Genomic DNA, 25,268 nt, shown 5'->3' on the forward strand with positions numbered 1-25,268 from the left:
AAACTCTGAAACTAAATGATTTTTTTGCGTAATACTATATTAGTGCGAATTCAAAAAGTCAGAGGATTGCAGGACCATAGCAAATGCTTTCGAAGTGCGTTTTTACAAAACGCTTTAGGTTGGATGAAGATAGGGACTGAGTAGCGGAGCTAAACGTTTTCGTAGAAAACGACTTCGTAAGCATTTGCTCATGAGGTACGTGAGCAACGGAAGGCCCGGCTGAATTCAAGATTCGACGTCGAAATGGCTTCATGATCTGCTTCGTCGTGGAAAGATGACTTTTTGAATAACCTATATTAGTAACTTTTTTATTGACAGGAGGACTTTGCTTTCATGGGAAGCACGAACACTTGGGGTGATCGCTTCAAAAAGTTTTTTCTGAACAACCGATTTGTAGTCTTTCTTCTGATTCTGGCATTGATAGGACTGAATATTCTAATATTCGACAAAGTCTCTTTCGTGTTCAAGCCGATAACCGTACTGCTCAAAACCGTGCTCTTTCCGATTTTATTGACAGGCGCGATCTATTATCTGCTGAACCCGCTGGTGGATTGGCTCGAACGCAAAGGCATTCCTCGCGTCTATACGATCGTCGCTCTTTACCTGTTAATCGTAGGGATCATCACCATTGTGATCATTTCCGTGGTTCCGATCGTTCAAAGACAGATCACTGAATTGATCGATAATTTCCCGAAATACAGTTATGAGGTGCAACTGCAATTCGAAAGTGTCATCGGCAGCAATTTCTTTCATCAGGTTCAGGAATCGACCGGATTTAATCCGACCAAACTAGGGGAAACGATTTCCGAACAGGCTACCACGATTCTCGATAATGCCTGGTCCGGCATCGGCGGATTTCTGGGCGCGCTGAAGGATATTATTCTCGCCGTTGTAACCGTTCCTTTCATCCTGTTTTATTTGCTTAAGGACGGCAAGAAGCTCCCCGGCTTCATCTTGAGATATGTCCCTGTCCGTTTCCGGAACCAGACCAACCGGGTTATGTCGGAAATGAACGGGCAAATCAGCTCTTACATTCGGGGACAGATCATCGTCAGCTTCTGCATCGGGATCCTGCTGTATATCGGATTTTTGATTATCGGCATGGATTACTCCCTGGTGCTGGCGATCATCGCTTCGTTTACCAGCATCGTTCCTTATCTGGGGCCTGCCATTGCTATCACACCGGCGCTCATTATCGCGATCGTTACGTCACCGTTCATGCTGCTCAAGCTGATCATCGTCTGGACCGTGGTGCAGTTGATCGAGGGCAAATTCATTTCCCCGCAGATTATGGGAAAAACGCTGAGAATCCACCCGATCACAATTATTTTCGTTATTTTGACTGCCGGCAATTTGTTCGGCGTGCTTGGAATCATTTTGGCGGTACCTGGTTATGCAGTGCTGAAGGTGGTCATTACCCACCTGTTCAAATGGTTCGAGATGCGTTCCCATCTGTACGACCCGCTGGAGAACGACCAGGAGCCCGGGCCTGATGTGGAGGTTACCGTCAAAGTAACCAACCCGGAACAAAGCCAGTAAGCAAACAGAAAGGCGTTACTGAAAGGTCTAAGGACCCTCCGGTAACGCCTTTTTCGCGGTATTATTCCGTCGGCGTAAATTCCAAGTCTCTTTTTACTTCGGGATAAATATCAACGTTTTCGGCCAGGAGCGCTGACTTTTTACCTTTTAGATAAGTATCAAAGAAATCCAGTACATAATCATTCACTATACCGGCACCCCTGTTTGCTTCGAGTGTCCCTGTCATCCCGGTCAGCGATACCAGTGGAGAGTAGAGGGGGAGATCGGTGAAATTATAATGCTCACTGCCTTCGATGTAGATAAAATGACCATTATTTTGCTGGGCACTCCCGATTATGGACTTTTCATTATTGATGATTTCTCTCATTCGTTCCGGTTCGGCTCCCTCTCCATCCAATCCACTACCTTGAATGAAGCTTTTGAATGCACCCGATTCCATGAACAAAAAAGGTTTGGTCAAAATATGGTCCTTATCGAACACATCATAATTCGTCCCGTCCATATTGATACCGGCTTTAATTTTGTCGCGGGTAGTTGTAAGATGATAAGCGGTTGCCCCGCCGAAAGAGTGGCCCATGACTCCGATCTTGCTGACATCCAGCATTCCCTTGAATCTCCCGGGATTCTCCCCTTGGTTAAAGCGTTCCAAACACTCAATTACGTAATCGACGTCAGCAGCCCAAGTCTCACCGAGTTCTTTCCCGGATTTCAAGAAGTCGTCTCCGTCCATCTTCGCTTGAAACCCGGTGACTTCCCCATCCGGGAACACCGTAGCCGTGGTGCTGTAGGTGTGATCAATGGCCGCCACGACATATCCCTGGCTTGCCAGGTTTTCCGCTTGCGAAGTATGAAGCATTCTCGTGGTCCCCAGGCCATGGCTGAGCAGAATGATCGGGTAAGGAGCCGTGCCTGATGAAGCTATCTCAGCTTTTTCATAACTGTTGCCTCGAAGGTACTTCCAGTAATCCAGCGCAAAATCAGGGAGTCCCATTGCTTCCGAATAGGTACTCAAAAAATGCTTCTCCATTCCTTCGGCTCCCGATTGCGGGAGAAGCATGGCTCGTTTTCCTGTTGCCGCTCGTTCCGCCGGATACCAGATTGTTACCATCAGGGTTCGATGCTCATCAGGATCTTCCGTATAGGTCTCCATCCGCTGTGGATCAACAAACATGAAGCTCTCCGTCCCTACTGCATACATCCCGTCCGGTTCAGGAAGCCGGAAAACGGGAAGCAGTACAGCCAATGCGGCTGAGACAAGGATTCCGAGGCCGGATACCGCGAGCAGCAGAAACTTCCCCGCCTTTCTCCGCCAGTTCCCCTGCAGTGGTGTCCCCGGCCTTTTTAAGGCAACAGCTGCCGCCAGCAGAAGTAATGAAAAATAGGCCGGAATCAGCTGCCACCGATACCCCTCAACGAGCCATTGAACAACTAGAGCTATTAAACAAATTCCCCCGATGAACCATCCGACTTTTCTGCTCAACCGGCGTATAAATAATACCGCCAGCCAGAGTAGAATTATCCCCGCAAATAAGAAAACTTCTAAAGGCCTCACCATATCCCTCCACCATAAAAATACTTTGATATCTCTATCGTACTTCCCACAGGTTAAAAATGAGGGCGCCTCCGTTTAAATGCGGATTAATTTTTACGGAAACATACTGGAAATACAAAAGCCTTCCCTTATGGGAAGGCTCTAAGTTGAACTTAATGCAGGTGAATCAGTCGCAAACTTCAGGACGGCCCTCTTCGTTACGCATACGGAACGATTGACCGCAGCCGCAGGAAGCGATGGCGTTCGGGTTGTTGATCGTAAAGCCGCCGGACATGCCCGACTCCTGGAAGTCAATTTCAAGCCCGTTCAGATAACGGACGCTCTCCTTGTCGACCACGACCTTAATACCTTTAATATCCTGGTAAATGTCGCCTTCGCCTTCCTGATCATCAAGTCCCATGCTATATGAAAAGCCGCTGCAACCGCCGGGATTCACTCCGAGACGGAGAAACATATCCGGCGTTTCCTCTCCGGCAATCATGTCCTTAATCCGCTGTACAGCACTATCAGAGATTTCAATCATCGTTACCCCTCCTTTATATACAAAGTATACTCCACATCCTCGTTCCCCTCAAGCGAGTGTGATTTTTATAGCAGCGTCTTTCTTTTACGCCTGTTCCATGTGTTGTCCCTTTTCAAAACGGGGTTTATAATAGGAAAGTGGTTTAATATGCCTGTAATGATGGATCCGGATGGATCCTCCAAAGGAAACGGAGGTATCGTCATGTTCACGACCGCAACAACGAACATCGATAGAAGAATGGCTGAAATTGTTGAGAAAGTAAAGCAAGGGGAACGCTTGACCCTCGAGGACGGGGTATACTTATATGAGAGCGACGATTTGTTGACCATTGGACAGTTAGCCAATGAGGTCAATTTAAGAAAGAATGGGAAAAAAGTTTACTTTATCGAAAACATGAGTCTCTACTTCACCAATATTTGCGAATCGCATTGCGCGTTCTGCAATTTCCGCAAAGACCAGGGCGAAGAAGGCTCTTATACCTTATCCGGCGAAGAAATGATCGCCTACGTGGAGCAGCATATTACTCCGGGCGTACGCGAATTCCATATCGTGGGCGGACATAACCAGCACGTTCCGTTCCAATACTATGTAGACTCTCTGAAGGCGCTCAACGATCGTTTTCCCGACATTACGCTCAAAGCGTATACGGCGGCGGAAATCGAATTTTTCACCCGGATCAGCGGGCTTAGCACAAAGGAAGTCTTAACGGAACTGCAAAAAGCCGGGCTGAAATCCTTGACCGGGGGCGGCGCGGAGATCTTGTCCGACCAGTACCGGGAAAAGATGAAAGTGGAAAAAGCGAACGTGGATCAGTATCTGGATGTCCATCGCACAGCCCACAAGCTGGGGATGAAAACTCATACGACCATGCTCTACGGCTCGATCGAGTCCCATGAGGACCGGATCCGCCACATGATCCAGATTCGCGAGCTTCAAGACGAAACCGGCGGGTTCATGGTATTCATTCCGTTGTCGATGCAGCCGCGCAACAAAAATGCGGGGATCATGCGCCGGAACTCGGCATACGAGGATCTCAAGACGATCGCCATCAGCCGGTTGATGCTGGACAATATTCAGCATATCAAAGCTTACTTTATCAACATCGGGGTTCAGTTGACCCAGGTAGCTCTGACCTTCGGTGCTTCCGATGTGCATGGCACGATTTTGAAAGAGCAAATCAGCCACGCTGCGGGCGCTCTGACGCCGGACGGATTAACCCGGAAAGAGCTCGTGTGGCTGGTTAAAGGGGCCGGACGGATTCCGGTCGAGCGCGACACCTTCTATAACGAAGTCCAGGTATATGAATAAAGCATAGCGGGCTCCCAAAGCAGCCCCTGCAGAAAGGAATACGAGGAGATGAAACAATTCGTTATTCTGGGTGGAGGCTATGGCGGAACCACCATCATTCATGAACTTTTTAAAGGACATATTCCTGCGGATATTCAAATTACAATGATCGACCGGATGCCGTTTCAAAGCCTGAAGACCGAATACTACGCTTTAGCCGCTGGGACGGCGTCCGATCACGAGCTAAGGGTCCCATTTCCTCATTATCATGGACTAAATATCAAGTATGGCGAGGCCGTCTCCGTCGATCTGGAGAACCGGAGGATCCATTTCTCGGAAGAGGGGGAACCCCCTCTGGAATACGATCAACTTGTCATTGCTTTGGGCTGTACCGATAATTATCACAATATTCCAGGGGCGAAGGAGTTCTCCTGCAGCATCCAATCGTTCTCGGCGGTACGCGAAACTTATATGAAGCTGAACAATGCCAAGCCTAACAGCAAAATCAACATTGTCGGCGGAGGACTCAGCGGGGTTGAGATTGCAGCCGAGCTCCGGGAGAGCCGTCCTGATTTGAATATAGCGCTCATCGACCGCGGATCTCGCCTGCTATCGGCTTTCCCGCCGAAAGTGTCCACCTATGTTACGAAATGGTTCCACGAGCACGACGTGGAGACGCTGTCCCATATCTCGATTCACTCCCTAGAGCCGGGAGTTATCCATCATGAGAACGGAAATCTGCTTTCGGATGTCACCGTATGGACGGCGGGAATCCGGCCGGTGGACCTTGTACAAAACCTGAACGTTGCCAAAGACCGTCAAGGGCGCGTGCTTCTCGATGAGTATTATCAAATCCCGGATTACCCGGAAGTTTTCGTCTGCGGAGACTGTGCCAGCCTGCCTTTTGCACCGAGCGCTCAGGCTGCCGAAGGTCAGGGGCACCAAATTGCGCATATTGTGTCCGCACAGTGGCGCGGCGAAACACCGAAGCTCCAACCTATCAAACTCAAGGGAACCCTAGGCTCCCTCGGCAAAAAAGCCGGATTCGGCTTAATGGGCAAAGCCCAGGTTACCGGCCGGGTACCCCGCTTGCTAAAGAGCGGTGTGCTGTGGATGTCGAAGCACCATCTTGGATAAGCCGGAGCGGAATCATAGCAGGGCTATTCTAACGCCTCAATCTCCTTGATGAGTTTCAGAATGGTCTCATACAACTGTTCGGCGGTTTCTGCCGCTACCGTTTCTCCATTGACCAAGGCGTAGGGAGACATGTAGCACATGCCGCAGCCCGTAAGGCAACCGTACTCGATAACTTCGCAACCGTGCTGTTCTTTTAATCGGTTCAATATCGTATCGGTTCCAAACCCGGCATTGTTTGCACAAAATTCAATAATCGGTTTCAACCGTATCTCTCCCGTCATTGAAGCATTTAAATTTAAAGGTTTTTGTAATATAATATATAGGAAAGGAAAGGAGTTGAAAACAATGAGTGAAAACGTACAAGATAAATTGTATGACGAGGTGCTGGAAGTTTTGGACAAACTTCGTCCCTTCCTGCAACGTGACGGCGGCGACGTCGAATTGGTCGACGTGGAAGACGGAATCGTCAAATTGAGATTGATGGGTGCCTGCGGCAGCTGCCCAAGCTCCACCATCACCCTCAAAGCCGGTATCGAACGCGCACTGTTTGAAGAAGTAGAAGGCGTTCAAGAGGTCGTACAAGTATTTTAAGATATACAGCAGCACAAATAACACGGTCCTCCGGCATCGCCGGAAGGCCGTGTTTTTATTTTGTAGATCTACCGATAGTTAAGAGGGTTTGACCCATGGACGAATCGGATCGAGCCCACCGGAAATGTCCATAATGTTGCCGGTAATAAAGTCGGAATCCGTATGACAGAGGAACGAAATCACACGGGCGATGTCTTCCCCGCTCCCCGGACGGCCCAAAGGCGTTTCTCCGTCGGATAGCTCGCGCGCTTCAGCGATGGAAATCTCTTTGTTCCGGCCGCGTATATCTCCCGGGCATACCATATTCACCGTTATTCCGTAAGAGGCCTCTTCCACCGCCAAGGTTTTCGTAAATGAGACAAGCCCGGTTTTGGCTGCGGCATACACCGCGCGATGCGGCCAAGCCCGGGATTCCGACGCATGGCCGAACCCGAAATGAATAATCCGTCCCCAGCCTTTGTCCCGCATACCCGGAAGGACCAGATGATCCAGCAGCATCGTGCCTACCAGGTTGCCGTCAATCATCGCCAGAATATCCCCCTGACTGTAGTCGGTGAACAACCTGCGCTCCCGGATGAACGGCCCTGCATTGTTCACAAGGATATCGATCGTCCCTAGGCTATCCTGGACTTGACTTGCGAGTGTCTCAATTTCTTCCCGCCGAGAAATATCTGCCCGGACGGCGATGCATCGGACGCCGAGCTTTTCAATTTCGGATTGAAGAGCGTGCGCTTCCGATTCACTATGTACATAATTCAGTGCGATATGACAGCCTTGTTCCGCCAGCGTCAACGCGGTTTTCTTGCCCAAGCCTTTGGCGCTTCCCGTAATCAGGGCGACTTTTCCCACCAACGTCCTTCTCCTCCTCACCAGTACCTTCTTTTCAAGTATAAAAGATTTAAGACATTCTCACAAACGAGTTTCCGGTGAAGGGCAACAACGTCCTCCGGGACAGTTCAGGTATATAAACAAATATCCCGCTGCATTTAAGCAGCGGGATGGTCAGGCGTTTAAGGCTAATTCGTTATTTATTAAAATGCCGGTACCAAAGCACCTTTATAGGTATCTTGGATAAATGTCTTAACATCTTCGGAAGTCAGCGCTTTAGCCAGCTTTTGGATCGCTTCGGAATCTTTGTTGTCCGGACGGGATACCAAAATGTTGGTGTATGGCGAATCAGCATCCTCGATGAACAGCGCATCTTCAACCGGGTTGAGGTCGGCTTCAAGCGCATAGTTCGTATTGATCAGCGCCAGGTCCACTTCTTCCAATTGACGAGGAAGCATTGCGGCATCAGCTTCGATGAATTTCAGGTTTTTCGGATTTTCGGTAACATCCGCTTTAGTAGCCATGATTCCTGCATCTTCTTTAAGCTTGATCAGACCTTGTTTTTCAAGCAGCAGCAGAGCGCGTCCGCCGTTCGTTGCATCGTTCGGGATCGCTACTTTCGCGCCGTCAGCAATTTCGTCAGCCGATTTCAGCTTCTTGGAGTATGCACCCATCGGTTCTACGTGCACGCCGACAACGGATACCAGATCAAATTTGTTTTGAGCGTTTTGCTCGTCAAGGTATGGCTGATGTTGGAAATAGTTTGCATCCAGTTGTTTTTCGAATACTTGAACGTTCGGCTGTACATAGTCCGTAAATTCTCTGACTTCCAGCTCTACGCCCTCTTCCTTCAGCTTCGGAGCAATAAACTTGAGAATATCCGCATGCGGTACGGTTGCGCCAACGACCAGTTTAACCGGTTCGGTTGCAGCCGGAGTATTCGCGGCGTCGTTCCCTGCAGCCGGCGTATTGCCTGCCGCGGAGTTGTCGTTCTTTGCATTGTTGCCGCAAGCGGCGAGTACCAGAACCAAAGCCAGCGTCAATAACGAAAAAGTCCATTTCTTCATAACAGTATGACCTCCTAATAGTTTTTGAATAAGGATTTAATCTATATAAGGTTTCCTTATTTCCTCGTAAAATGAATCACCAGCCGGTCACCAAGCATTTGCAGCACTTGCACCAGGATGACCATGAAAACAACGGAGACAATCATAACTTCCTTCTCGTAGCGGTAATACCCGTAACGAATCGCCAAGTCGCCGAGTCCGCCGCCTCCTACCATACCCGACATCGCGGTGTAAGATACCAGGGTAACTGCGGTAATGGTCATGCCTGCGATTAGGCCGGGCAACGATTCCGGCAGCAGCACCTTGCGGATGACCTGAAAGGTCGTAGCTCCCATCGCGTGCGAAGCTTCAATGACCCCGCGATCCACCTCGCGCAGCGCCGTCTCGACGAGACGGGCAAAGAACGGAGCGGCTCCGATCACGAGCGGCGGAATGGTTCCTTCCACTCCGGAAGATACCCCCATAATCGCCCGGGTAACAGGGATTAGAGCAACGATCAGAATGATGAACGGTACGGAACGGATAATGTTGACGATGAGGGACAGAATCCGATAGACCCACCCAAGAACCGGCGAACTGGAACGGGAAAAGGTATATAAGAGCACGCCCAGCGGCAATCCGATCAGAAACGTGAACAGGGTGGCATAGCCCATCATTTGCAGCGTATCCGTAGAAGCTGTGCCCATTTCGGCCCAGTCGATTTTAGAAAAGTCCAACCCCCACATTACCCGATCACCTCCACATCAAGATCCCGTTCTCTTAACAAAGCAAGCGTCCGCTCCACTTTCTCGTCGTCTCCTTCAAAGGAAACCGTCAGTTTGCCGTACGGCACGTCCTTGATCGTTGAGATCGTCCCCTGCAGAATCGCGAAGTTTACGCCGGTTTCCCGGACCACCTGGGACAACACCGATTCATAGGTCTTGGCGCCGAGGAATGTGATCTTCACCAGTCTCGCCCATTCCGGATGAGGCACCGATGCCGCCAGCTTCAAGCCTTCTTCGCCGGCCGAGCCGGCTGCGTCACGATTGATGAACTCCCGTGTTACGAAATGCCGCGGTTTCAGGAACACCTCGGTGACCGGCCCTTCTTCCACGATGCCCCCTTCATGAATGACCGCGACGCGGTCGCAAATGCTCTGGATGACATGCATCTCATGCGTGATCAGCAGAATCGTCAGATTGAACTTCCGATTGATATCAAGCAAGAGCTTCAGAATGGAATCCGTGGTTTGCGGATCCAGGGCCGACGTAGCTTCGTCGCATAGGAGCACATCCGGATCGCTGGCCAGGGCCCGCGCGATGCCTACCCGCTGCTTCTGTCCGCCGGATAACTGGGCGGGATACTTCCCGCGGTGCTCTTCCAGCCCGACCAGAGCCAGCAGTTCATTCACTTTGTCCTGGATCTGGGCCTTGGGAGTCCCGGTCAGTGTTAGCGGAAATGCGACATTATCATATACTGTGGCTGAAGACAGCAGGTTGAAATGCTGGAATATCATACCGATCTTCCGGCGGTGCTGTTGAAGCTCCCGCTTGCCCAGCTTGGTCAGATCCGTGCCGCCGACCCAAACCTCGCCTTGGGAAGGTCGTTCCAGCAAGTTGATGCAGCGGATGAGCGTACTTTTACCCGCGCCGGAGTGCCCGATTACCCCGAAGATTTCACCTTTGTTCACCTTCAGGTTAAGACCGGATAACGCGGTGGTCGTCTTCTTTTTGCTGCCATATATTTTAGTGAGCTGTTTGAGTTCAATCAAACTTATAGCCTCCTGTTTGCGCAATTTTTCCATGTATATCCAGCAAAAACAGAAAAGAGCCCCACAGATTCAAAGGGCTCTCTTTACGTAAAGACAATGCCTTCTCATCTGTCAAAACCTGCGATGCATGCACAACGCGATTTTGAAGGAATTAGCACCATGACATTCGGTATCGGCATGACGGGGCCGTAGCTCCCTACCTGATTCGAATCGGTTGCTGGGCTTCATCGGGCCTTTCCCTCCGCCTCTCTCGATAAGAAAAATATGAAATTATTTCTGAAACTAGTTTAGAGTATAGGAGTTTTGCCCTGTTTTGTCAAAGGAAAAAATACGTAGCCCGATCGGAAATATATTCTATCTCCCCGAAACCTTCTTCCAGCGCTGATTCGCGTATGAAAAAGACGCTTCCAGCGTTTCGCAAACCATGAGATAACCTTGCTCCAAATCGTGCAGATGACGGTCCAGATCCTCAAGCTCTATTTTCCCATGCAAAGTCTGATGCCGCTGCCAAAGATCATCCTTCATTTCCGAATTCATGTAATGGATCTCCGTATTGCGGCGCTGTCTCAAGACGGCGAGCGGTTCCTTATACTTCTCTTTAATGGCAACCAGCCGATCTCCCAGCTCCATATGTACCTTCATGTACCGGAACTGCCGAAGCACCGTGAAGTATGAGAAATGAGCTTTGACTTTGGAGGTTTTGAGATCGAACAGCTCGTTGAGCACCGTGCCCAGCTTGTCCAGCGTGGCAAACACGCGGATGAATCCGTCCTTGTAAAAAAATACGTATCGCGCATAATCGCCCCGCTCGATCGGATCCATATCCGCCTCCGAATCGTGGACTACCTTCTTCCGAAAGAAGGAAGCCGCATGCAGACACTGCTCCAATTCATCCAGCGAAGCGATCAGACCGAGCGTCCAAATTTCGAGCTTCCGAAAATCATGGGTCGGGTCTTTATGAAGCTCCGTTTCTTTTTGCAGCAGCTTCGTCATTTGTACCATGGCGTCGATAGCGTCCTTCAGCAGACCTTCATTTTCTCTTGGCGGTTCGCCAAGCAAGCTTCGCAGCATATTGTTTCCTCGCTTCCGTCAATGAATCCGGGTATCCGTTCTCCCTGCCTATTGTATAACACTTCCCGAATGTCTCTAAGCTCATTCCTGCACAATGTTATTGAGCACGTCCGTCCTTGTTTCTGCTTAACTGCCAAGTTCTGACGCTCATATAACAAAGTACCCCGAACAAGGCCGCCAAAACAATGATATGGGCAAGAGAGGTAAACAAATACACTTCATAATTGTTCAACGTGAACACAATACTTGCGCCGGTGAATACCTGTACCAGGATCAACACGGTGGCCGCTACGCCGAGTGAACGGATTTCCCGATTCCCCGGATGTTTACGATAGGCAAAATGACCGACCGTGGCTACCAGGATTAACAGCAGCGCAGCCGCAACCCGGTGAATAAAAGCGATGCCGACACCGCCCGAAAGTTCCGGGATGAGTTCCCGGTTACAGAGCGGCCAGCCTGTACAGCCGCCGGCGGAATCGGTATGACTCACATAGGCGCCGATATATACCACGATGTATGTGTAGGCTGTAGCGAACCAGGTCAAATTACGGAATCCGCGGGAAACATACAGTTTGGTCGGCGCGGGCTGCTTCCCGTTCTCCCTGGCTTCATCTTCGCGAATGCCAAGGACGAGAATCACCGAGCTGGCAAAAGCTATCAGTGAAAAGCCGAAGTGCAGCGCCATGACTGCCGAAGACGTAGGAAATATGACCGCCATCGCGCCCATGACGGCTTGAACCATGACAAATACAAGCGCAAGAAAAGAATAAATCTGCAGATCCCGGCGTTGCTTCCGGTACATCCAAAACGCCACAAAGGCCGCCAATGACAACAAGCCCGCGGCTCCGCTGACTGCCCGGTGCGAGTATTCGATCAAGGAGGCGATCGTGTGGGCCGGTACGAATTTCCCGTGGCACAGAGGCCAATCATTGCCGCAGCCGAGGCCCGATTCGGTCTTGGTAACCACGCTTCCGCCCAGTGTTGCCAAGAACATGACTAAGCAAGAAATATAGCTAAGCCATTTCAATTGCTTCGTATTCAAAATGCTCACCCGCTATATCAGTGTAAGGAGATACAAACATCCATAAATCATAATCATTATACCTGATCGAATAGAGCTAATCATAGAGAAACTGTGACAAAATGTTCACAAATACAAACATCGCCGCCTGTACGAGCCAGGGGCGATGTGATTTTTGTCGTTTGAATAATGTGAAATACGTGTTCAAAAAGTCGGGTTTTCAGCTGGGCCGATTATCCGTCTTTTCGTTCCGGCGTATCGTGTAATGTATGGTAAACATCAAGCGCCTTGTTCAGGAAATCCTCGATCTCCTCGCGCGATTTGCGAAGCTTGTTGACGAAACGGATCAGTTCACGGCCGTCCGCATAAGCGACAAAGCTGGGGATTCCCAAAATGTTCTGTTCCTGGCTAACGTCCCCTACCTTGTCCACGTCCACCTCGATCAATGCTATTCTGTCACCGTATTTCTCTTCAATTTCAGGCATAAACGGATCGATAAATTTGCAGTCTACGCACCAGTCCGCTTTAAAGACCGCTACTACGAGATTGCTGGATTGAATACTTACATTAAATTCAGCTGCGCTTTGCACCTGTTTCATTAGCTTCATTCCTTTCTGCCTGTAGTTTATGAACTCCTTTACTTAGTCAACCAAAACCCGGAGTGGAAGTCAAATTTTTGGCCATACTTATAATGGATGTTCAAAGTAAAATACGTGATGCATAAAGTCTCTACAAAGAAAGCGGGGATACCATGAAGCAAAGCCCACGTAATCCGGACGGTCCGGCTTCGGCCCCCGGCCTCAAGGATTTTTTGCGGCGGCTGCCTTCCGTGATCGGGGAGGCGGTAAAGGGCAAAGCCGCCGGAATTGCCGAATCCAGCCGGCTGCGCGAAGAGCGGCTTTCCCTCGAATGGAATGAAGCCTCCGCCCGGACGGTGGCGACGGAGCTTGAAGATTTGCTGCGTCGGGGTCCCGCGGCCAGAGCGGCCCGGGAAGATGCCTGGAGCGAGGCGGACCGGGAGCTGGCGGAGGAAATCGCCTTGGCAACCGGCCGGGCGGTAAGCAGCAACATTACCCGCACGGAGGCATATCTGGCATGTTACCAGGCCTACCCGGAGCTCCATTGGGCGTTTCTTGCCCATATGGTGTCCAGAAATGCCGGTTGGAATATGACCGACCTGCGCGGAAGATTGGCCGATCTCTTGGATGAGAGCGAGAAAAAGGCGTACTACCGCTTCTTGGAGCGGAGCAATGCCTTGATCTTCCAGGACGCTTACCCGCAGCTTCTTCTCTATATCAAGAGCCGGGAGCTCGGGTCCAGCCGTTTTCATCTGCTGCCCTATTTTCATGTGTCCGAGTTTATGCGCCCTTTCTGGGAGCGCTTCTGGATCGACCGGGGGAGCGCGCTGCTGACGGTAGGGCTGATTATCAATGAACAGAATTACATCGAGAAGCGGGTGATTCGCCATCCTTATTACCAGAAGCATATTACCGACAAGCCGTCCTTCCACCTGAACAGTCTGGCCGGACTGAATCAGGTGGTGTTCCCGCTGCTTGAGGCGGAGTCCTCTCATGCGGCCGATGATGAACCGGCGGAAGAGACCGGGCAGGAAACGATGAATGCCACAACCCCGGGTGAATCGGATCACGATGACGGGAGTGATCCTGCCTTGGTGGAGGGAGGCCGTGCCAGATACGAAGTGCGCCGCCTGGCGGGGCGCGTCGTTTCCGACTTCGGCAGCCTCCAGGACCGCATCGCGCTCGGCAAGAGCCTGTACGCGATGCTCATGGGCCTCCGCGCCGTGCGCAGCGGCGCGGAGCGCTTCGCCGTCAGCGTGCCGCACAGCGGCTCGCGCTGCGACTATTGGCCGGAATTGTTCACGGCCAATAGCAAAGAAGCACTGACCTCTGCGATGCAGGGGTCAGTGCTTCTGGAGGGCGAGACGCTGCCGCCGGGCATGCGTCTCTTCAGCCCCAAGCTGCTGGACGCTTGGGGCGACACCCCCTATGAGCCAATCTCCCGGGAGGATTGGCTCAAGGACCATAGCGCGCTGGATGGTATCAGCGCGCCGCAGCCGCCGTATTTGTGCGACATCAGTCGCGAGCATCGCGGCGGCATCCTCAAAGCCGCGCTCGCCCACGATGTCGCGGGCGATTAGGACGGCGGGCAGCCTTAGTACGCGGCCTGCCCTATTTCGCTACGCCCGATTGTCCCGAGCGCTGCAGCCGCATCAGCGGGGACAGCAATTTACGCAATGGCGCCGGATAACCGGACAACTCGTCCTTGCGTACGACGCGCAGCAAAATCAGCAGGATCGGGTATAACCCGACCACGGCAACACCGACGATACAGCAGGTCAGGAAAAAGGCGATCCGTGCCGGCATGATCGAAACCATTTGAATTCCGGCCTGATTCAGTCCGTATCCAGCCCCCATCAACACGATGACCGTCAACAGGAAGCCGACCCAACGGTTCCCCATCAGGGAGAACGGCACGATCTTTTTCATTGTCCACAAATTCAGCAGCGTAATGACCAGGAAACACAACCCCGTAGCGGCGATGATTCCGTAAATGCCCCAAACCGGTGCAAGCGCGAAGCTGGCCGCCAGTTTTACGACGATCCCGACCATTACGTTCACCATGGACAAATAAGGCTTGCCCACTCCTAACAGGATTGAGTTGCTGGTCATCATCGTGATCTGGAAAATCGTCATTAACGTTAAAAATCCGACGATCCCGTACCCGTCAAGCGATTTGAACAATAGACCATTGACCGAGTATGCTGCGGTTCCCAGAACGATAACAAGCGGCAAGCCGGAGAGAATCGAGATCCGCATGGCAAGCGTAACCTGATTCTTCAGATGCACCTCATCCTTCTTGACGAAGGCCGCCGAAATGACCGGAATCAAAGAGGTACTAAGGGCGATCGCAAGAATCGGCGGAATCCCTGCCACCATTTGCGCTCTGGAAGTCAGAAATGCTAAAGCTTGTTCGGCCGGACCTTCCCCGATGTGGTCGATCAGCAGTGTCTTGACGATGGAGCCGTCAATAAAGTTTACCGCGGATACCGTTAGGGAGGTCAATACGATTGGAATCGACAGCTTGAAAATATCAAGATAAATCCGTTTGAACGGAAGATTGGCTCCGCCGGTTCCCGTTCCGGTACCTGTCGTGATTCCCGGTTCCAGAGTCAGTTTCCCCTCGTCCGACTTACGCATTTTCATCGCGTAATACAGCATGACTCCAAACGCCCCAATGCTGCCGAACACACTGCCGAACGAAGCACCGGCAGCCAGCCATTTATCGGAATAACCCATACCGTACATTACAAAAGCCAATCCTATGGCCGTAATAACCCGAAGAATTTGCTCCATAATTTGAGAAATCCCCGAGGCGGACATATTGCCGCGCCCCTGGAAATATCCCCTCATCATTGCAATCGTCGGGAATAGCAACAGGGCAGGCGCAATCGCCCGGATTGCCACGGAAGCCTCCGGTACCTTCGCGATGTTCGTAGCATAATAAGGAGCGACCAGGTATAGGAACACCGTAATCAGAAGTCCGGAAACAGCGCCGAACATCAGCGCAGCCTGGTAGATTCTCTTGGCCTCCTCCGGTTTGTTCAAAGCGTATTTTTCCGATACCATTTTGCTGAGCGTGCTTGGAATGCCCGCCGACGCGATCGTCAGCAGCATCAGGTATACGTTATTGGCAAGCCCATACGAGGCATTCCCCGTATCTCCAAATACATGCTCCAGCGGCACCCGTTGGAACAAACCCAGCAAACGGACAAGGAGTGCCGCCCCCGCAAGGATCAGCGTTCCTTTAATAAACGACTCTTTCTTAGACAAAGAAAATTCCTTCTTTCTAGACGATGATCCAAATGATGAAAACAATAATCATGGCGAGTTGGAGTATCACTTTTACGACGATGCTGCTAAAAAGTCCGACAACGGAGCCAACCCCGACTTTAAAAGCTTTGGCGAGCGACTCCCCCTTGATTAACTCGCCGATCATAGCGCCGAGCAACGGACCGATAATAAGGCCGAAGGCGGGGATCACGAACGGGCCGACGATGATGCCGATCGTGCTGAGCCAAACGGACAGCTTGCTGCCGCCGAACTTTTTGACCCCCCAGGCGCCCACGGCGTAATCCGCCACTAGAAGGACCACGACGATCAAGGTCTGAATAATCCAGAAAAACCAGCCGAACGGTTCAAACGAGAAGAACCAGCCATACACGAAAAAGGCAAAGTATATCGCAAGAACCCCCGGTAAAACGGGATATACCGCTCCCGCCATCCCGATCACAAATAAAGCGATGACCAATATCCAGCCGAGCACAGCTATCACCTAGACCTCACTCTCCCGCCAAAATATAATCGCGGATGATCCGCGCAATGCCGTCATCATTGTTGGAGTCGGTTACCACGTCCGCATTCTCTTTAACCGCAATCTGAGCATTTCCCATCGCCACGCCGAGTCCGGCCGCTTGAATCGCAGCGAGGTCGTTAAGGCTGTCGCCTATAGCTACGGTCTCCGACATCTCGATGCCCAGCAATTTGCAAACGGTACGAATGCCGCTGGCCTTATTGATGCCTGCCGGATTAATCTCGAGGTTATAAGGCGACGAGTTCGTGATTTCTAGTCCCCCCATGTCCTGAAGCTGCAGCATGATCTTGTGGCGAATCTCGTCATCCTCGGTGTGATAACCGAATTTGAGCCATTGATTGCGATCCAGCAATTCCGGCTCCCAGCTGTTCTCGTTGTAGCTTCCTTCCACCGCATAGGCCCAGAACCATACATGATGCTCCTGTGCGATATCATACATCCGGGCAATGATCGTCTTGTCAAACAATTCCCGGTGGTAAAGCTCATGAGGCGATCTCCAAACCTCACTGCCGTTGACAGTGATCATGGGCGTTTCAAGGCCGAGTTGGTCTCCAAAAGGAACCGCCTCATTATAGCCTCTGCCGGTAGATAAACAAACGTGTACCCCTGCGGCGGCCGCCTTGTGGATCCACTTCTCCGTTTCGGGTGAAATTTGATGATTATCGGTCAGCAGTGTTCCGTCCATATCGAGCGCCAGTAATTTATACTTCAACAGAAAATCCTCCATTCAGCCCAGTTCGCATATTTGCTTCCTACCTTGTGAATTCATGGGTCTTCGTTAGCATAACGCCATTTTATCATAAACGCCCGAACCCAACAAAGACAGTTACCGCATTCCCCTGTCCCAATATGTGCCTATGGAACTCAGCCATCCTTATTTAGTCAAAATAGAGCCGTTTGAGATTCTTACGAACCCTGGTAACCATATTTCGAGCTAAACGGAACTTTTCTCACCTAAAATTACTCAATAACGCCGTTGGAGTTCCTTAGATCAGGTCGATGGCCATTTTTACGCTAATATGCTCTTTACGATTCGTTAGAAGTTCGCCCATGCCGGAACCGTCCATTTGTGGATCTCCTCTCCGTGCCATTAACAACTGTTCACCAATGATTAACCGCCCCTCCGGTCCTTTCCGACTCAAAAAAGCAGGCTCTCGTCCTTCCGACGAAAGCCTGCCTGAATTCCACTATTTAATTGGATCCGCCATTCGCATCATTCGCAACAGCCCATCATCTACTTCATCCGTTTAAGCCGATGCCGCCTTTAAGCTCCGGCGTTTTTGGTAACGCGCCACCAGACCGTGCAGCGGTGAAAATACGAAGGCCAAAACGAAAAGGAGTCCGGCGACGGTGATCATGGAGCCTGCAATTGAAGCGTCCAGCCATTTTGCTGCGTAATATCCGCCTGCTGAGCTGACTGCACCGATCAGCACGCTGTAAAGCAGCATAACACTGAGCCGGTCGGTCATCAGGTAGGCGGTAGATGCCGGAACGATCAGCATCCCGACAACCAGAATAGCGCCCACGCTTTCAAACGAAGCTACCGTCGAGAGCGATACCAGTCCCATAAGCAAGTAGTGGAACAACGCCACAGGAATGCCGACGGCCGCTGCCAGCGCGGGATCGAATGCGCACAGCTTAAACTGTTTATAGAACAACCCGATTACTACAAGGACAAGCAACAATGTCCCGCCCAACAGCCATACGGCAGCCGGTCCCATATCATAACCGTTTATGATCAGCGTATCCCACTGCACATAGGCGATTTCTCCGAACAGCACGCAATCGAGATCCAGGTCGATATGAGCCGCGTTCCGGCTAATCAGAATGACCCCGATCGCAAACAAAGCGGTGAACACGATTCCTATGGAGGCGTCAGACTGCAATCCTCCGTTTTGAAGACTCTGGATCAGAAATACCGTAATCAAGCCCAACACGGCCGCTCCCGCCAGCATTAGAATCGAATCCCTCGAATTGCTGATCAAAAAGGCGATGGCAATGCCCGGCAAAACAGAGTGGCTGATCGCATCTCCGACCATCGCCATTTTTCGGAGAACGAGAAAGCATCCAAGCACCCCGCACGTGGCCGCCACCAAGGTCCCGGTCAATATGATCCAAAAATCCGCCATTAATCTCCACTCCTTTCCGCCGTGTGTGCCCTATTGGAGATAACGGCACGCTCACCATCCAGAGCCACCGTCTCAAAGCCGCGTCTCACTTCGTTGCGCTGACGTATGCGGCGAAGTAATTTGGATAACAGCCCCCTGCCAGGCGCAAAAATGACGGAGACCAGAAATAAAGAGGTAGCGGCTAATACGGTCACCGGTCCCGTCGGCAAATTCGACAAAGTGCCGCTGATTAAGGTACCGGTAACTCCGGACAGTGCACCGAACACTCCGGACAGAACGATCATCACGCCCAAGGCGTCGGTCCAGTAACGTGCAGCCACCGCGGGTGTAATCAGCAGTGCGGCGACGAGTACGACGCCGACCGCCTGAATACCGACAACGACGGCTATGACCGTCATCAGGAGCAGCAATTGATCGAACAGGCCGACCTTGAGTCCCATACCTCTCGCAAAGCCGGGGTCAAAGCTGACCAATTTAAATTCCTTGAATAACAGAGTGCACACCGCAACTAAAATCAGGGATACGATGCCGACCAGGTAAACGTCGGACAGCATCATGGAGGCCGCCTGCCCGAACATATACTTATCCAGCCCGCTTTGGTTTCCGTTGCCGCTATGCTGGATTTTGGTCATCATGACAACCCCGATGCCAAAAAATACGGACAGCACAATACCGAGCGCCGCGTCCTGCTTAATCCGGGAATAGCGGGTGATGGCATGAATTCCAAACGTCGCCAGCATTCCCGAGACGATGGCTCCAAGCATGAAGAGACCGATCGATTTCACCCCGCTGAGCATAAACGAGATGCAAATCCCGGGGAGCGCGGCATGAGCCAGCGCGTCGCCGAGAAGGCTTTGTTTGCGCAGGAAGGTAAATGAACCGATCACTCCGCTCCCCAGGCCGAGCAGTAGCGAGCCCATCAGAATCCATTGCATATTCGGATCAGTAATCCAATTCACAAATGTTAAGAGCATAAGGTCTACACCCTCCCGGCAGGAACGGCCGCGAAGTCTTGCAGCATGGCGATCCGCCCGCCATAAGTTTTCTGGAGATGATCCGGCGTGAATATTTCCTCCGTCGGTCCTGCCGCGATCAATTCTCCGTTCAAGAGCAGGACATGGTCAAAATACTCCTGAACCGTCGACAAATCGTGATGGACGACCAGAACGGTTTTTCCTTGCTCTTTAAGCTCATGCAGCAGTTGGATGATCGCCTTTTCTGTAGTAGCGTCTACCCCGGCGAACGGTTCATCCATGAAGTACAGATTGGCGTTTTGAGCCAAAGCTCTAGCCAGAAATACCCGCTGCTGCTGGCCGCCCGACAATTGGCTAATTTGCCGTCCCGCGTAGTCGGCCATACCGACTTTGCTCAAGCATTCTAAAGCGATTTCCCGCTCCTTGCTTCCAGGCCGGCGGAACCAGCCCAGATGCCCATAGCGTCCCATCATCACCACATCCAGCGCGTTCGTCGGAAAATCCCAATCCACCGATTCCCGCTGCGGCACATACCCTACGCTCTTGCGCATCTCCCGGTAGGGGCGGCCGAAAATGCTCACCTCACCTTCCACCTTTGGGATCAGGCCGAGCACGGCTTTTAACAACGTGGATTTCCCCGCCCCATTCGGTCCGAGCACACCGATCAGCTTTCCGGACGGAATTTGGAACGATACTGAATTCAACACCGGCTTTTTCTGATAAGCCACCGTTAAATGATTTACTTCTATAGGATAAGTAGTCATCTGATTTCTCCTTTTCCCCGGGTCAAGCTGCACCCGGCCATTTATTTCAACGCTGCGGCAATGGTGTTCACATTATGACGGACCATTTTGATATAGGTGTCCGCATCGGAACCCGGCTCTCCCATCGAGTCGGAGAACAATTCGCCGCCGATTTTAACGTCATGCCCCATTTCCTTCGCTCCGGCGATGACCGCCTCCATCGATTTCGTAGGAATGCTCGATTCCACAAATACCGCCTTGATCTTGTTCTCCACGAGAAAGTCACGTAATTTGCTCACATCCTTCGAACCATACTCCGAAGCCGTGCTGATTCCCTGAAGCCCCATCACCCGGATGCCATAAGCGTCTCCAAAGTAACCGAATGCATCATGGGCCGTCACCAGAACGCGTCCGGCTTCCGGAATTTCGGCGATTCGTTCCCTGACCTCGGCATCAAGCGCATTAAGCTCCGCAATATATGCTTCCGCATTCTGCTTATATACCGCAGCATGATCAGGGTCATATTCAATCAGCGTATCCCGGATCGTCTCGGCAGCCGATACCCAGTGCTTCACATTGAACCAAATGTGCGGATCGTATTGCGATCCGCCGGCATCCTTGCCTGAACGCAGCACCGAAGGATCGATATTCTTCGAAACGGCAACCGTCGGCTTGCGCTGTTCCAGCTTCTCGAAGATTTCCTGCATCTTTCCTTCCAAATGAAGTCCGCCGTACAAAATCATATCCGCATCGTCCAGCTTCTGAATATCGCCCTGGGAAGCTTTATAAAGATGGGGATCTACGCCGGGTCCCATCAAGCCTTGCACTACCACCTCTTCGCCGCCGATTTCCTGAACGACATCCGTAATCATGCCGATCGTCGTCACGATGTGAATAGGGCCCTCGCCTTCCGCACGTTGCTGATGACCAGGCTCTCCCTCCACTTTGGAGCAAGCCGCAATCACGATAAAGGCCAGTATGCTCAGCGTCATTTTTGCCCTTTGCAGCGGGCTTTTCTTTACCTTCAACTCATCCACTTTGATCTCTCCTCCCGCAATGTCACTTTTACCGGTTATTTGTTGTACAAGTAAACACTTGTTTCCCTCGAGCTTAACTTTTAGTCATATATAAAAATGTTTCCCTAAGGCAAATTCTAAGGTATAAACATACAAAAAAGCAAGAGGAATTTTTCCTCTTGCTTAAATAAATTTACGGATTGACGGGTCTGTCCTGAAGTTATTGTCCGTTATTCGCGGAGTTTTGATTACCCGTCTGTTGATTTTGATTTGTTGTGCCCTGGCCTGTTTGTTGTTGCTTCAAGGCCTTCTTCGGTACACCATCCAGCCCATACTCCTGGTCATACGCATCGAAAATTTTGCGGGCAACCGGCGCAGCGCTCCAAGCACCAAAGCCGCCTTCAGGAATAATAACCGCTACAGCAAGCTTCGGGTTCTCGCGAGGTGCAAAAGCGATAAATACGCCGTTATCTCTATTTTTCCCTTTGGCATACTGCTCAGAGGTGCCTGTTTTCCGGGCAAAATCATACGGGAAGCCAGTGAACGCCGATTTAACATCCGTCTTCATTCCGCTGATAACTTCTTTCCAATAAGCTTCCTTAAAATTAACCTCATTAAGTACCGTAGGTTTAAATTCTTCGATGATATTGCCGTTCTCGTCCGTGATTTTGCTGACGAGATGCGGTTGCATCCGTTTGCCATGAGTTGCCAGCGTAGCTGTGTACTGAGCTAACTGCATCGCTGTATATCCTCCGTTCTGACCGAAGGAAGAGTATACCAACCGGGATAGCGATGTTTCGGATTCATCATTATAACCTAAGGTGCCAAGGAATTCCCTCGGCAAATCTACACCTGTAGATACTCCAAGGCCAAACTGTTTCATGTACTTATCCCATACCCCAATGCCATCTGCCTTATACTTTTTATATAGGCTTTCACCCACCATTTTGACCATGAACGTGTTGGAAGAGTGAAGAATCGCCCCGGACGGATCCAATGGACCATAAGCATGGCTACCCGAGTTACGTACACTTGATGAATCGTTTTTGCCGAAGTAAGCGATACCCCGGTCATTATAATACGTCGATGTCGTAAACAGATTTTCGTTAAGCCCGATCAAGACAGATAAAGGTTTAATCGTAGAACCGAGCAACACGTTCGAACCAAAACCATGTCCCGATTGGCCTGAGCTATAGGGGGTAATCGTTCCATTCTGATAATTCGATTTAATTTTATCCCAATCTTGCGGATCAATCCCGCCACTTTGCCACACGTTTGTATCATAGTCAGGCATGCTGGCCATGGCCACTACATTGCCGGTATCCACTTCCATCGCTACGGCATATCCAGTTTTGGCATTAGGATGGGTTTCACCGGATACCGGATTTTTATGAACCCAATCAATTTGATCCAAAATTGCTTGCTCTGCGATTAATTGAATATTTTTGTTAATCGTCGTGTGCAAGTCATATCCCTTTACCGGCGGAGTCACTTCCGGGATACCTGTTGCCATGTTGCGAGGATCGATCGGCACGCTTTTGTATCCGTTTTTTCCACGAAGTTGTTCCTGATAATAAAGTTCCAGCCCATCATAACCGACGAGTTCTGTTTCTGTATATTGGAGTGCCGGGTCCGTTTCTTTTTGCTCCCGAATATCACTATAGTACTTGAGATCGGAAGCCTTGGTAGTTGACGCATTGGAGAACTTTTTCATATACCCGACCGTTTGCACCGCCACCGTATCCTTATCATAGTGACGAATGCTTTCCTCAACAACCTCGATACCCGGGAACTGATCCTTGCGCTCGAGGAAATAAGCTATTTCCTCTTTCGTCAGACCAATCTTGAGTCTACGAGCACTAAAGCCACCGCTTTGGCGGTAGTCCAGATCCATCGCTTTGACGATATCTTCCTTAGACATTTTCTCTGCATTTGGATCGCCGTATTTATCAAAAACCTCTTTCAATTTATCGGCCAAGCCCATCGCTTCCGGACGATTTTCTTTCCCACGGTCGGTTGTGGTGCTGTAATCCTTCTGCAAGGTGATATACAGAGACTGGACCGGTGTAGAGTAAGCCAACTTCTCTCCCCCGTCCGCGAAAATGGTTCCCCGGATCGGCGATAAAGGCACGTCCTTTACTCTCATGGCCGTCTCTTGCTTGGACAGGCTAGGTCCTTCGACAAACTGGAGAATGGCAAGACGAACGATAATAACCGTAAAAATAGCAAATGCGCTGAAAAAGAACATATTCAGGCGGATATTAAAATGACGCTGCATCGCGGCTTCCTGTTCGCGCGGGTCGTCGGAATATACACTTTTCATTTCCGTTTCTCCTTATTCCATCAATTCATCCCTTATATATTAACATAACGAAAATAGGCATGGCGAAGTTACAGCGTTTCCCTATTTTTTACTCATAAAAACTCCAGCTATTTCTCGGCCTTTCCCAGGAAATAACTGGAGTCTCATCGATAAGACGCTATACGATCTTATCGGGGATATGCGTCTCATTAAAAGCGGGAGGGTTGAACCAGTATCCGCTACCGGCCCAGGTCGAGTCGAGCGGAATCCATTGCTCCTTCTCGGATAAGTACACCTCGTTCCAGGCATGCGGGCCGTATCCTCCCCGGCCGTCGTAGCCGAGTCCGGTAACCACTTTGACCTGGAGGCCCTGCGAACGGGCCATTACGGCATAAAGGCGTGAATAATCGATACATACGCCGCGCTTGGAATCATACGTCATTTGCGGCGTTTGCTCGCGCCAATTCCCGTTTTTCTCGTAGTCGTCTACCTTATCATAATCGTAGGTCACCCTTGAGCCGACCCAGTCATAGAGTAGGCGTGCTTTTTCCTCGTCGCTTTGGGCCCCTTCGGTGATTTTGGCCGCGGCCTGTCCGATATCCCGTGGAATGTCGGCGTCGATTACTTCGTATCTTCGCTGCAGTATCCCGTTCAGCTCTTCTTCGACACCGCGGGTAAACACCGGAAGCTTTTCTTTGATCAAATTGCCGGACAGCGGTTCAATTACGCTACGGGCTCCCTGCTGATAAACGGGGGAAGCTTCCACATAGCGGCTGAACCCGCTGTCCGGAAACAGCGTCACCGAAATGAATAATACGGCGATGACGAACAGGCATCTTGCCGCACCGATTACCGCGCCGATTCCCGCTCCGGCCAACCGGCTGAGCAGCGTTGCGGGACGCTCTCCTCCAAAGACCAAGCGCCCCAGCCAGGAGCTGCCACCGAAGGCAAAGGCGGATACGAGGCCAAGCACCGTGCGGATCAGCCAATAGCTCAGCATGAACACCACGGCAACTCGCATCAGCGGAAAATCACGGATCGCCGTAAGCAACGTGTAATAGATCTGCTCCCATTTGTTCAAATCGCGCTCCGGTAGCGTGACCCCGGATAACCAGCTCTGTACCAGCGGTGCCAGCCATAACGTTAGCGGTATGGACGCCAGTATTCCCAGCACCGACAGCACGCCTCCGCTCAGCAAAGACACCAGTCTTCCGGCGCTGCGCGAGGCGCCTCGCAGTAAACCTTGCAGTATTGAGAACAGCAGGATGAACAACAACAAGGCGGTAACCCAGTTGAAGTCTCCCAAGCTATGCAACCAACTCTCCGTCATCGTCAACCTCCGTTCT

25 protein-coding genes and 1 riboswitch are annotated in these 25,268 nt (G+C 51.1%); of the genes, 5 read left to right on the top strand and 20 right to left on the bottom strand.

Annotated elements, in window-relative coordinates; all coding sequences use genetic code 11:
• Window positions 1-333 precede the first annotated feature (333 nt).
• Window positions 334-1,539 carry an AI-2E family transporter gene (locus tag NYE70_RS12320; RefSeq protein WP_211023565.1) on the top strand — a complete coding sequence of 402 codons (1,206 nt, stop codon included), beginning with the start codon at window positions 334-336 and terminating at the stop codon, window positions 1,537-1,539.
• Between the two features lie 61 nt (window positions 1,540-1,600).
• Here the strand turns inward: NYE70_RS12320 and NYE70_RS12325 are convergent, their stop codons facing one another.
• The gene (locus NYE70_RS12325; RefSeq protein WP_341046205.1) at window positions 1,601-3,019 is read right to left on the bottom strand and encodes an alpha/beta hydrolase family protein; all 1,419 of its coding nucleotides are present in this window, start codon (window positions 3,017-3,019) and stop codon (window positions 1,601-1,603) included.
• 238 nt (window positions 3,020-3,257) lie between these two features.
• On the bottom strand, window positions 3,258-3,614 hold the full coding sequence (locus NYE70_RS12330; RefSeq protein ID WP_211026014.1) for a HesB/IscA family protein: 357 nt from the start codon (window positions 3,612-3,614) through the stop codon (window positions 3,258-3,260).
• A gap of 201 nt (window positions 3,615-3,815) precedes the next feature.
• On the opposite strand from NYE70_RS12330, the gene mqnE reads away from it, so the two are divergent.
• Both mqnE and NYE70_RS12340 read left to right on the top strand, forming a co-directional pair.
• On the top strand, window positions 3,816-4,922 hold the full coding sequence (gene mqnE, locus NYE70_RS12335) for an aminofutalosine synthase MqnE (protein WP_211026028.1): 1,107 nt from the start codon (window positions 3,816-3,818) through the stop codon (window positions 4,920-4,922).
• Between the two features lie 48 nt (window positions 4,923-4,970).
• Window positions 4,971-6,038 carry an NAD(P)/FAD-dependent oxidoreductase gene (locus tag NYE70_RS12340; protein ID WP_341046206.1) on the top strand — a complete coding sequence of 356 codons (1,068 nt, stop codon included), beginning with the start codon at window positions 4,971-4,973 and terminating at the stop codon, window positions 6,036-6,038.
• Between the two features lie 23 nt (window positions 6,039-6,061).
• On the opposite strand, the gene NYE70_RS12345 is transcribed toward NYE70_RS12340, so the two are convergent.
• On the bottom strand, window positions 6,062-6,301 hold the full coding sequence (locus NYE70_RS12345) for a YuzB family protein (protein ID WP_213655995.1): 240 nt from the start codon (window positions 6,299-6,301) through the stop codon (window positions 6,062-6,064).
• A gap of 82 nt (window positions 6,302-6,383) precedes the next feature.
• Here NYE70_RS12345 and NYE70_RS12350 point away from each other — a divergent pair, with 82 nt between their 5' ends.
• Window positions 6,384-6,629 carry a NifU family protein gene (locus tag NYE70_RS12350; RefSeq protein WP_211026008.1) on the top strand — a complete coding sequence of 82 codons (246 nt, stop codon included), beginning with the start codon at window positions 6,384-6,386 and terminating at the stop codon, window positions 6,627-6,629.
• A 78-nt stretch (window positions 6,630-6,707) separates the two neighbouring features.
• On the opposite strand, the gene NYE70_RS12355 is transcribed toward NYE70_RS12350, so the two are convergent.
• The 7 genes from NYE70_RS12355 to NYE70_RS12385 all read right to left on the bottom strand — a co-directional run bounded on the left by NYE70_RS12355 (window position 6,708) and on the right by NYE70_RS12385 (window position 12,965).
• Complete coding sequence (locus tag NYE70_RS12355) at window positions 6,708-7,481, bottom strand: SDR family oxidoreductase (protein ID WP_290406583.1); 774 nt, start codon at window positions 7,479-7,481, stop codon at window positions 6,708-6,710.
• Between the two features lie 179 nt (window positions 7,482-7,660).
• Window positions 7,661-8,524: a MetQ/NlpA family ABC transporter substrate-binding protein gene (locus tag NYE70_RS12360; protein ID WP_341046209.1), complete on the bottom strand. Its 864-nt coding sequence runs from the start codon at window positions 8,522-8,524 to the stop codon at window positions 7,661-7,663.
• A gap of 56 nt (window positions 8,525-8,580) precedes the next feature.
• Window positions 8,581-9,249: a methionine ABC transporter permease gene (locus NYE70_RS12365; RefSeq protein ID WP_290406585.1), complete on the bottom strand. Its 669-nt coding sequence runs from the start codon at window positions 9,247-9,249 to the stop codon at window positions 8,581-8,583.
• The gene (locus NYE70_RS12370) at window positions 9,249-10,274 is read right to left on the bottom strand and encodes a methionine ABC transporter ATP-binding protein (RefSeq protein ID WP_290406586.1); all 1,026 of its coding nucleotides are present in this window, start codon (window positions 10,272-10,274) and stop codon (window positions 9,249-9,251) included. Before NYE70_RS12370 ends, NYE70_RS12365 begins: the two co-directional genes overlap by 1 nt.
• A 101-nt stretch (window positions 10,275-10,375) precedes the next feature.
• Window positions 10,376-10,534: riboswitch (SAM riboswitch) on the bottom strand.
• 94 nt (window positions 10,535-10,628) lie between these two features.
• Entirely contained in the window at window positions 10,629-11,345 is a 717-nt protein-coding gene (locus NYE70_RS12375) for a Cthe_2314 family HEPN domain-containing protein (protein WP_290406587.1), read from the bottom strand.
• Window positions 11,346-11,442: 97 nt separating this feature from the next.
• Window positions 11,443-12,387 (bottom strand): COX15/CtaA family protein, encoded by a 945-nt coding sequence (locus NYE70_RS12380; protein ID WP_290406588.1) that lies wholly within the window; start codon window positions 12,385-12,387, stop codon window positions 11,443-11,445.
• A 212-nt stretch (window positions 12,388-12,599) separates the two neighbouring features.
• Window positions 12,600-12,965, bottom strand: coding sequence for a thioredoxin family protein (locus tag NYE70_RS12385; RefSeq protein ID WP_211025993.1), 366 nt, complete (start codon window positions 12,963-12,965; stop codon window positions 12,600-12,602).
• Window positions 12,966-13,117: 152 nt separating this feature from the next.
• On the opposite strand from NYE70_RS12385, the gene NYE70_RS12390 reads away from it, so the two are divergent.
• Window positions 13,118-14,524: a DUF2515 family protein gene (locus tag NYE70_RS12390; protein ID WP_341046210.1), complete on the top strand. Its 1,407-nt coding sequence runs from the start codon at window positions 13,118-13,120 to the stop codon at window positions 14,522-14,524.
• A gap of 31 nt (window positions 14,525-14,555) precedes the next feature.
• Here NYE70_RS12390 and NYE70_RS12395 read toward each other — a convergent pair whose 3' ends face one another.
• The 10 genes from NYE70_RS12395 to NYE70_RS12440 form a co-directional block, all read right to left on the bottom strand.
• Window positions 14,556-16,217 (bottom strand): putative polysaccharide biosynthesis protein, encoded by a 1,662-nt coding sequence (locus tag NYE70_RS12395; protein WP_341046211.1) that lies wholly within the window; start codon window positions 16,215-16,217, stop codon window positions 14,556-14,558.
• 16 nt (window positions 16,218-16,233) lie between these two features.
• Window positions 16,234-16,716 carry a DUF456 domain-containing protein gene (locus tag NYE70_RS12400; protein WP_213655994.1) on the bottom strand — a complete coding sequence of 161 codons (483 nt, stop codon included), beginning with the start codon at window positions 16,714-16,716 and terminating at the stop codon, window positions 16,234-16,236.
• 10 nt (window positions 16,717-16,726) lie between these two features.
• The gene (locus tag NYE70_RS12405; RefSeq protein WP_211025987.1) at window positions 16,727-17,485 is read right to left on the bottom strand and encodes a Cof-type HAD-IIB family hydrolase; all 759 of its coding nucleotides are present in this window, start codon (window positions 17,483-17,485) and stop codon (window positions 16,727-16,729) included.
• A 259-nt stretch (window positions 17,486-17,744) separates the two neighbouring features.
• Window positions 17,745-17,900 (bottom strand): hypothetical protein, encoded by a 156-nt coding sequence (locus NYE70_RS12410; RefSeq protein ID WP_341046212.1) that lies wholly within the window; start codon window positions 17,898-17,900, stop codon window positions 17,745-17,747.
• A 105-nt stretch (window positions 17,901-18,005) separates the two neighbouring features.
• Window positions 18,006-18,887, bottom strand: a complete 882-nt coding sequence (locus tag NYE70_RS12415; RefSeq protein ID WP_341046213.1) for a metal ABC transporter permease — start codon at window positions 18,885-18,887, stop codon at window positions 18,006-18,008.
• Complete coding sequence (locus tag NYE70_RS12420) at window positions 18,887-19,861, bottom strand: metal ABC transporter permease (RefSeq protein ID WP_341046214.1); 975 nt, start codon at window positions 19,859-19,861, stop codon at window positions 18,887-18,889. The genes NYE70_RS12415 and NYE70_RS12420 overlap by 1 nt, the downstream gene beginning before the upstream one ends.
• 5 nt (window positions 19,862-19,866) lie before the next feature.
• Window positions 19,867-20,625, bottom strand: coding sequence for a metal ABC transporter ATP-binding protein (locus NYE70_RS12425; RefSeq protein WP_341046215.1), 759 nt, complete (start codon window positions 20,623-20,625; stop codon window positions 19,867-19,869).
• Between the two features lie 41 nt (window positions 20,626-20,666).
• Complete coding sequence (locus NYE70_RS12430; protein WP_290406592.1) at window positions 20,667-21,641, bottom strand: metal ABC transporter solute-binding protein, Zn/Mn family; 975 nt, start codon at window positions 21,639-21,641, stop codon at window positions 20,667-20,669.
• Window positions 21,642-21,840: 199 nt separating this feature from the next.
• On the bottom strand, window positions 21,841-23,943 hold the full coding sequence (locus NYE70_RS12435; protein WP_290406593.1) for a peptidoglycan D,D-transpeptidase FtsI family protein: 2,103 nt from the start codon (window positions 23,941-23,943) through the stop codon (window positions 21,841-21,843).
• Window positions 23,944-24,100: 157 nt separating this feature from the next.
• Complete coding sequence (locus tag NYE70_RS12440; RefSeq protein WP_341046216.1) at window positions 24,101-25,252, bottom strand: transglutaminase domain-containing protein; 1,152 nt, start codon at window positions 25,250-25,252, stop codon at window positions 24,101-24,103.
• Window positions 25,253-25,268: the final 16 nt, after the last annotated feature.

Source organism: Paenibacillus sp. FSL R5-0407 (genome assembly GCF_038009185.1).
Taxonomy (GTDB): Bacteria; Bacillota; Bacilli; order Paenibacillales; family Paenibacillaceae; genus Fontibacillus; species Fontibacillus vini.

Coding starts and splice junctions, on each gene's coding strand:
- NYE70_RS12425 (WP_341046215.1), bottom strand. CDS start 20,625: ATGACTACTTATCCTATAGAAGTAAATCATTTAACGGTGGCTTATCAG.
- mqnE (WP_211026028.1), top strand. CDS start 3,816: ATGTTCACGACCGCAACAACGAACATCGATAGAAGAATGGCTGAAATT.
- NYE70_RS12350 (WP_211026008.1), top strand. CDS start 6,384: ATGAGTGAAAACGTACAAGATAAATTGTATGACGAGGTGCTGGAAGTT.
- NYE70_RS12415 (WP_341046213.1), bottom strand. CDS start 18,887: ATGGCGGATTTTTGGATCATATTGACCGGGACCTTGGTGGCGGCCACG.
- NYE70_RS12320 (WP_211023565.1), top strand. CDS start 334: ATGGGAAGCACGAACACTTGGGGTGATCGCTTCAAAAAGTTTTTTCTG.
- NYE70_RS12340 (WP_341046206.1), top strand. CDS start 4,971: ATGAAACAATTCGTTATTCTGGGTGGAGGCTATGGCGGAACCACCATC.
- NYE70_RS12365 (WP_290406585.1), bottom strand. CDS start 9,249: ATGTGGGGGTTGGACTTTTCTAAAATCGACTGGGCCGAAATGGGCACA.
- NYE70_RS12435 (WP_290406593.1), bottom strand. CDS start 23,943: ATGAAAAGTGTATATTCCGACGACCCGCGCGAACAGGAAGCCGCGATG.
- NYE70_RS12405 (WP_211025987.1), bottom strand. CDS start 17,485: ATGGAGGATTTTCTGTTGAAGTATAAATTACTGGCGCTCGATATGGAC.
- NYE70_RS12420 (WP_341046214.1), bottom strand. CDS start 19,861: ATGCTCTTAACATTTGTGAATTGGATTACTGATCCGAATATGCAATGG.
- NYE70_RS12360 (WP_341046209.1), bottom strand. CDS start 8,524: ATGAAGAAATGGACTTTTTCGTTATTGACGCTGGCTTTGGTTCTGGTA.
- NYE70_RS12375 (WP_290406587.1), bottom strand. CDS start 11,345: ATGCTGCGAAGCTTGCTTGGCGAACCGCCAAGAGAAAATGAAGGTCTG.
- NYE70_RS12385 (WP_211025993.1), bottom strand. CDS start 12,965: ATGAAACAGGTGCAAAGCGCAGCTGAATTTAATGTAAGTATTCAATCC.
- NYE70_RS12330 (WP_211026014.1), bottom strand. CDS start 3,614: ATGATTGAAATCTCTGATAGTGCTGTACAGCGGATTAAGGACATGATT.
- NYE70_RS12390 (WP_341046210.1), top strand. CDS start 13,118: ATGAAGCAAAGCCCACGTAATCCGGACGGTCCGGCTTCGGCCCCCGGC.
- NYE70_RS12440 (WP_341046216.1), bottom strand. CDS start 25,252: ATGACGGAGAGTTGGTTGCATAGCTTGGGAGACTTCAACTGGGTTACC.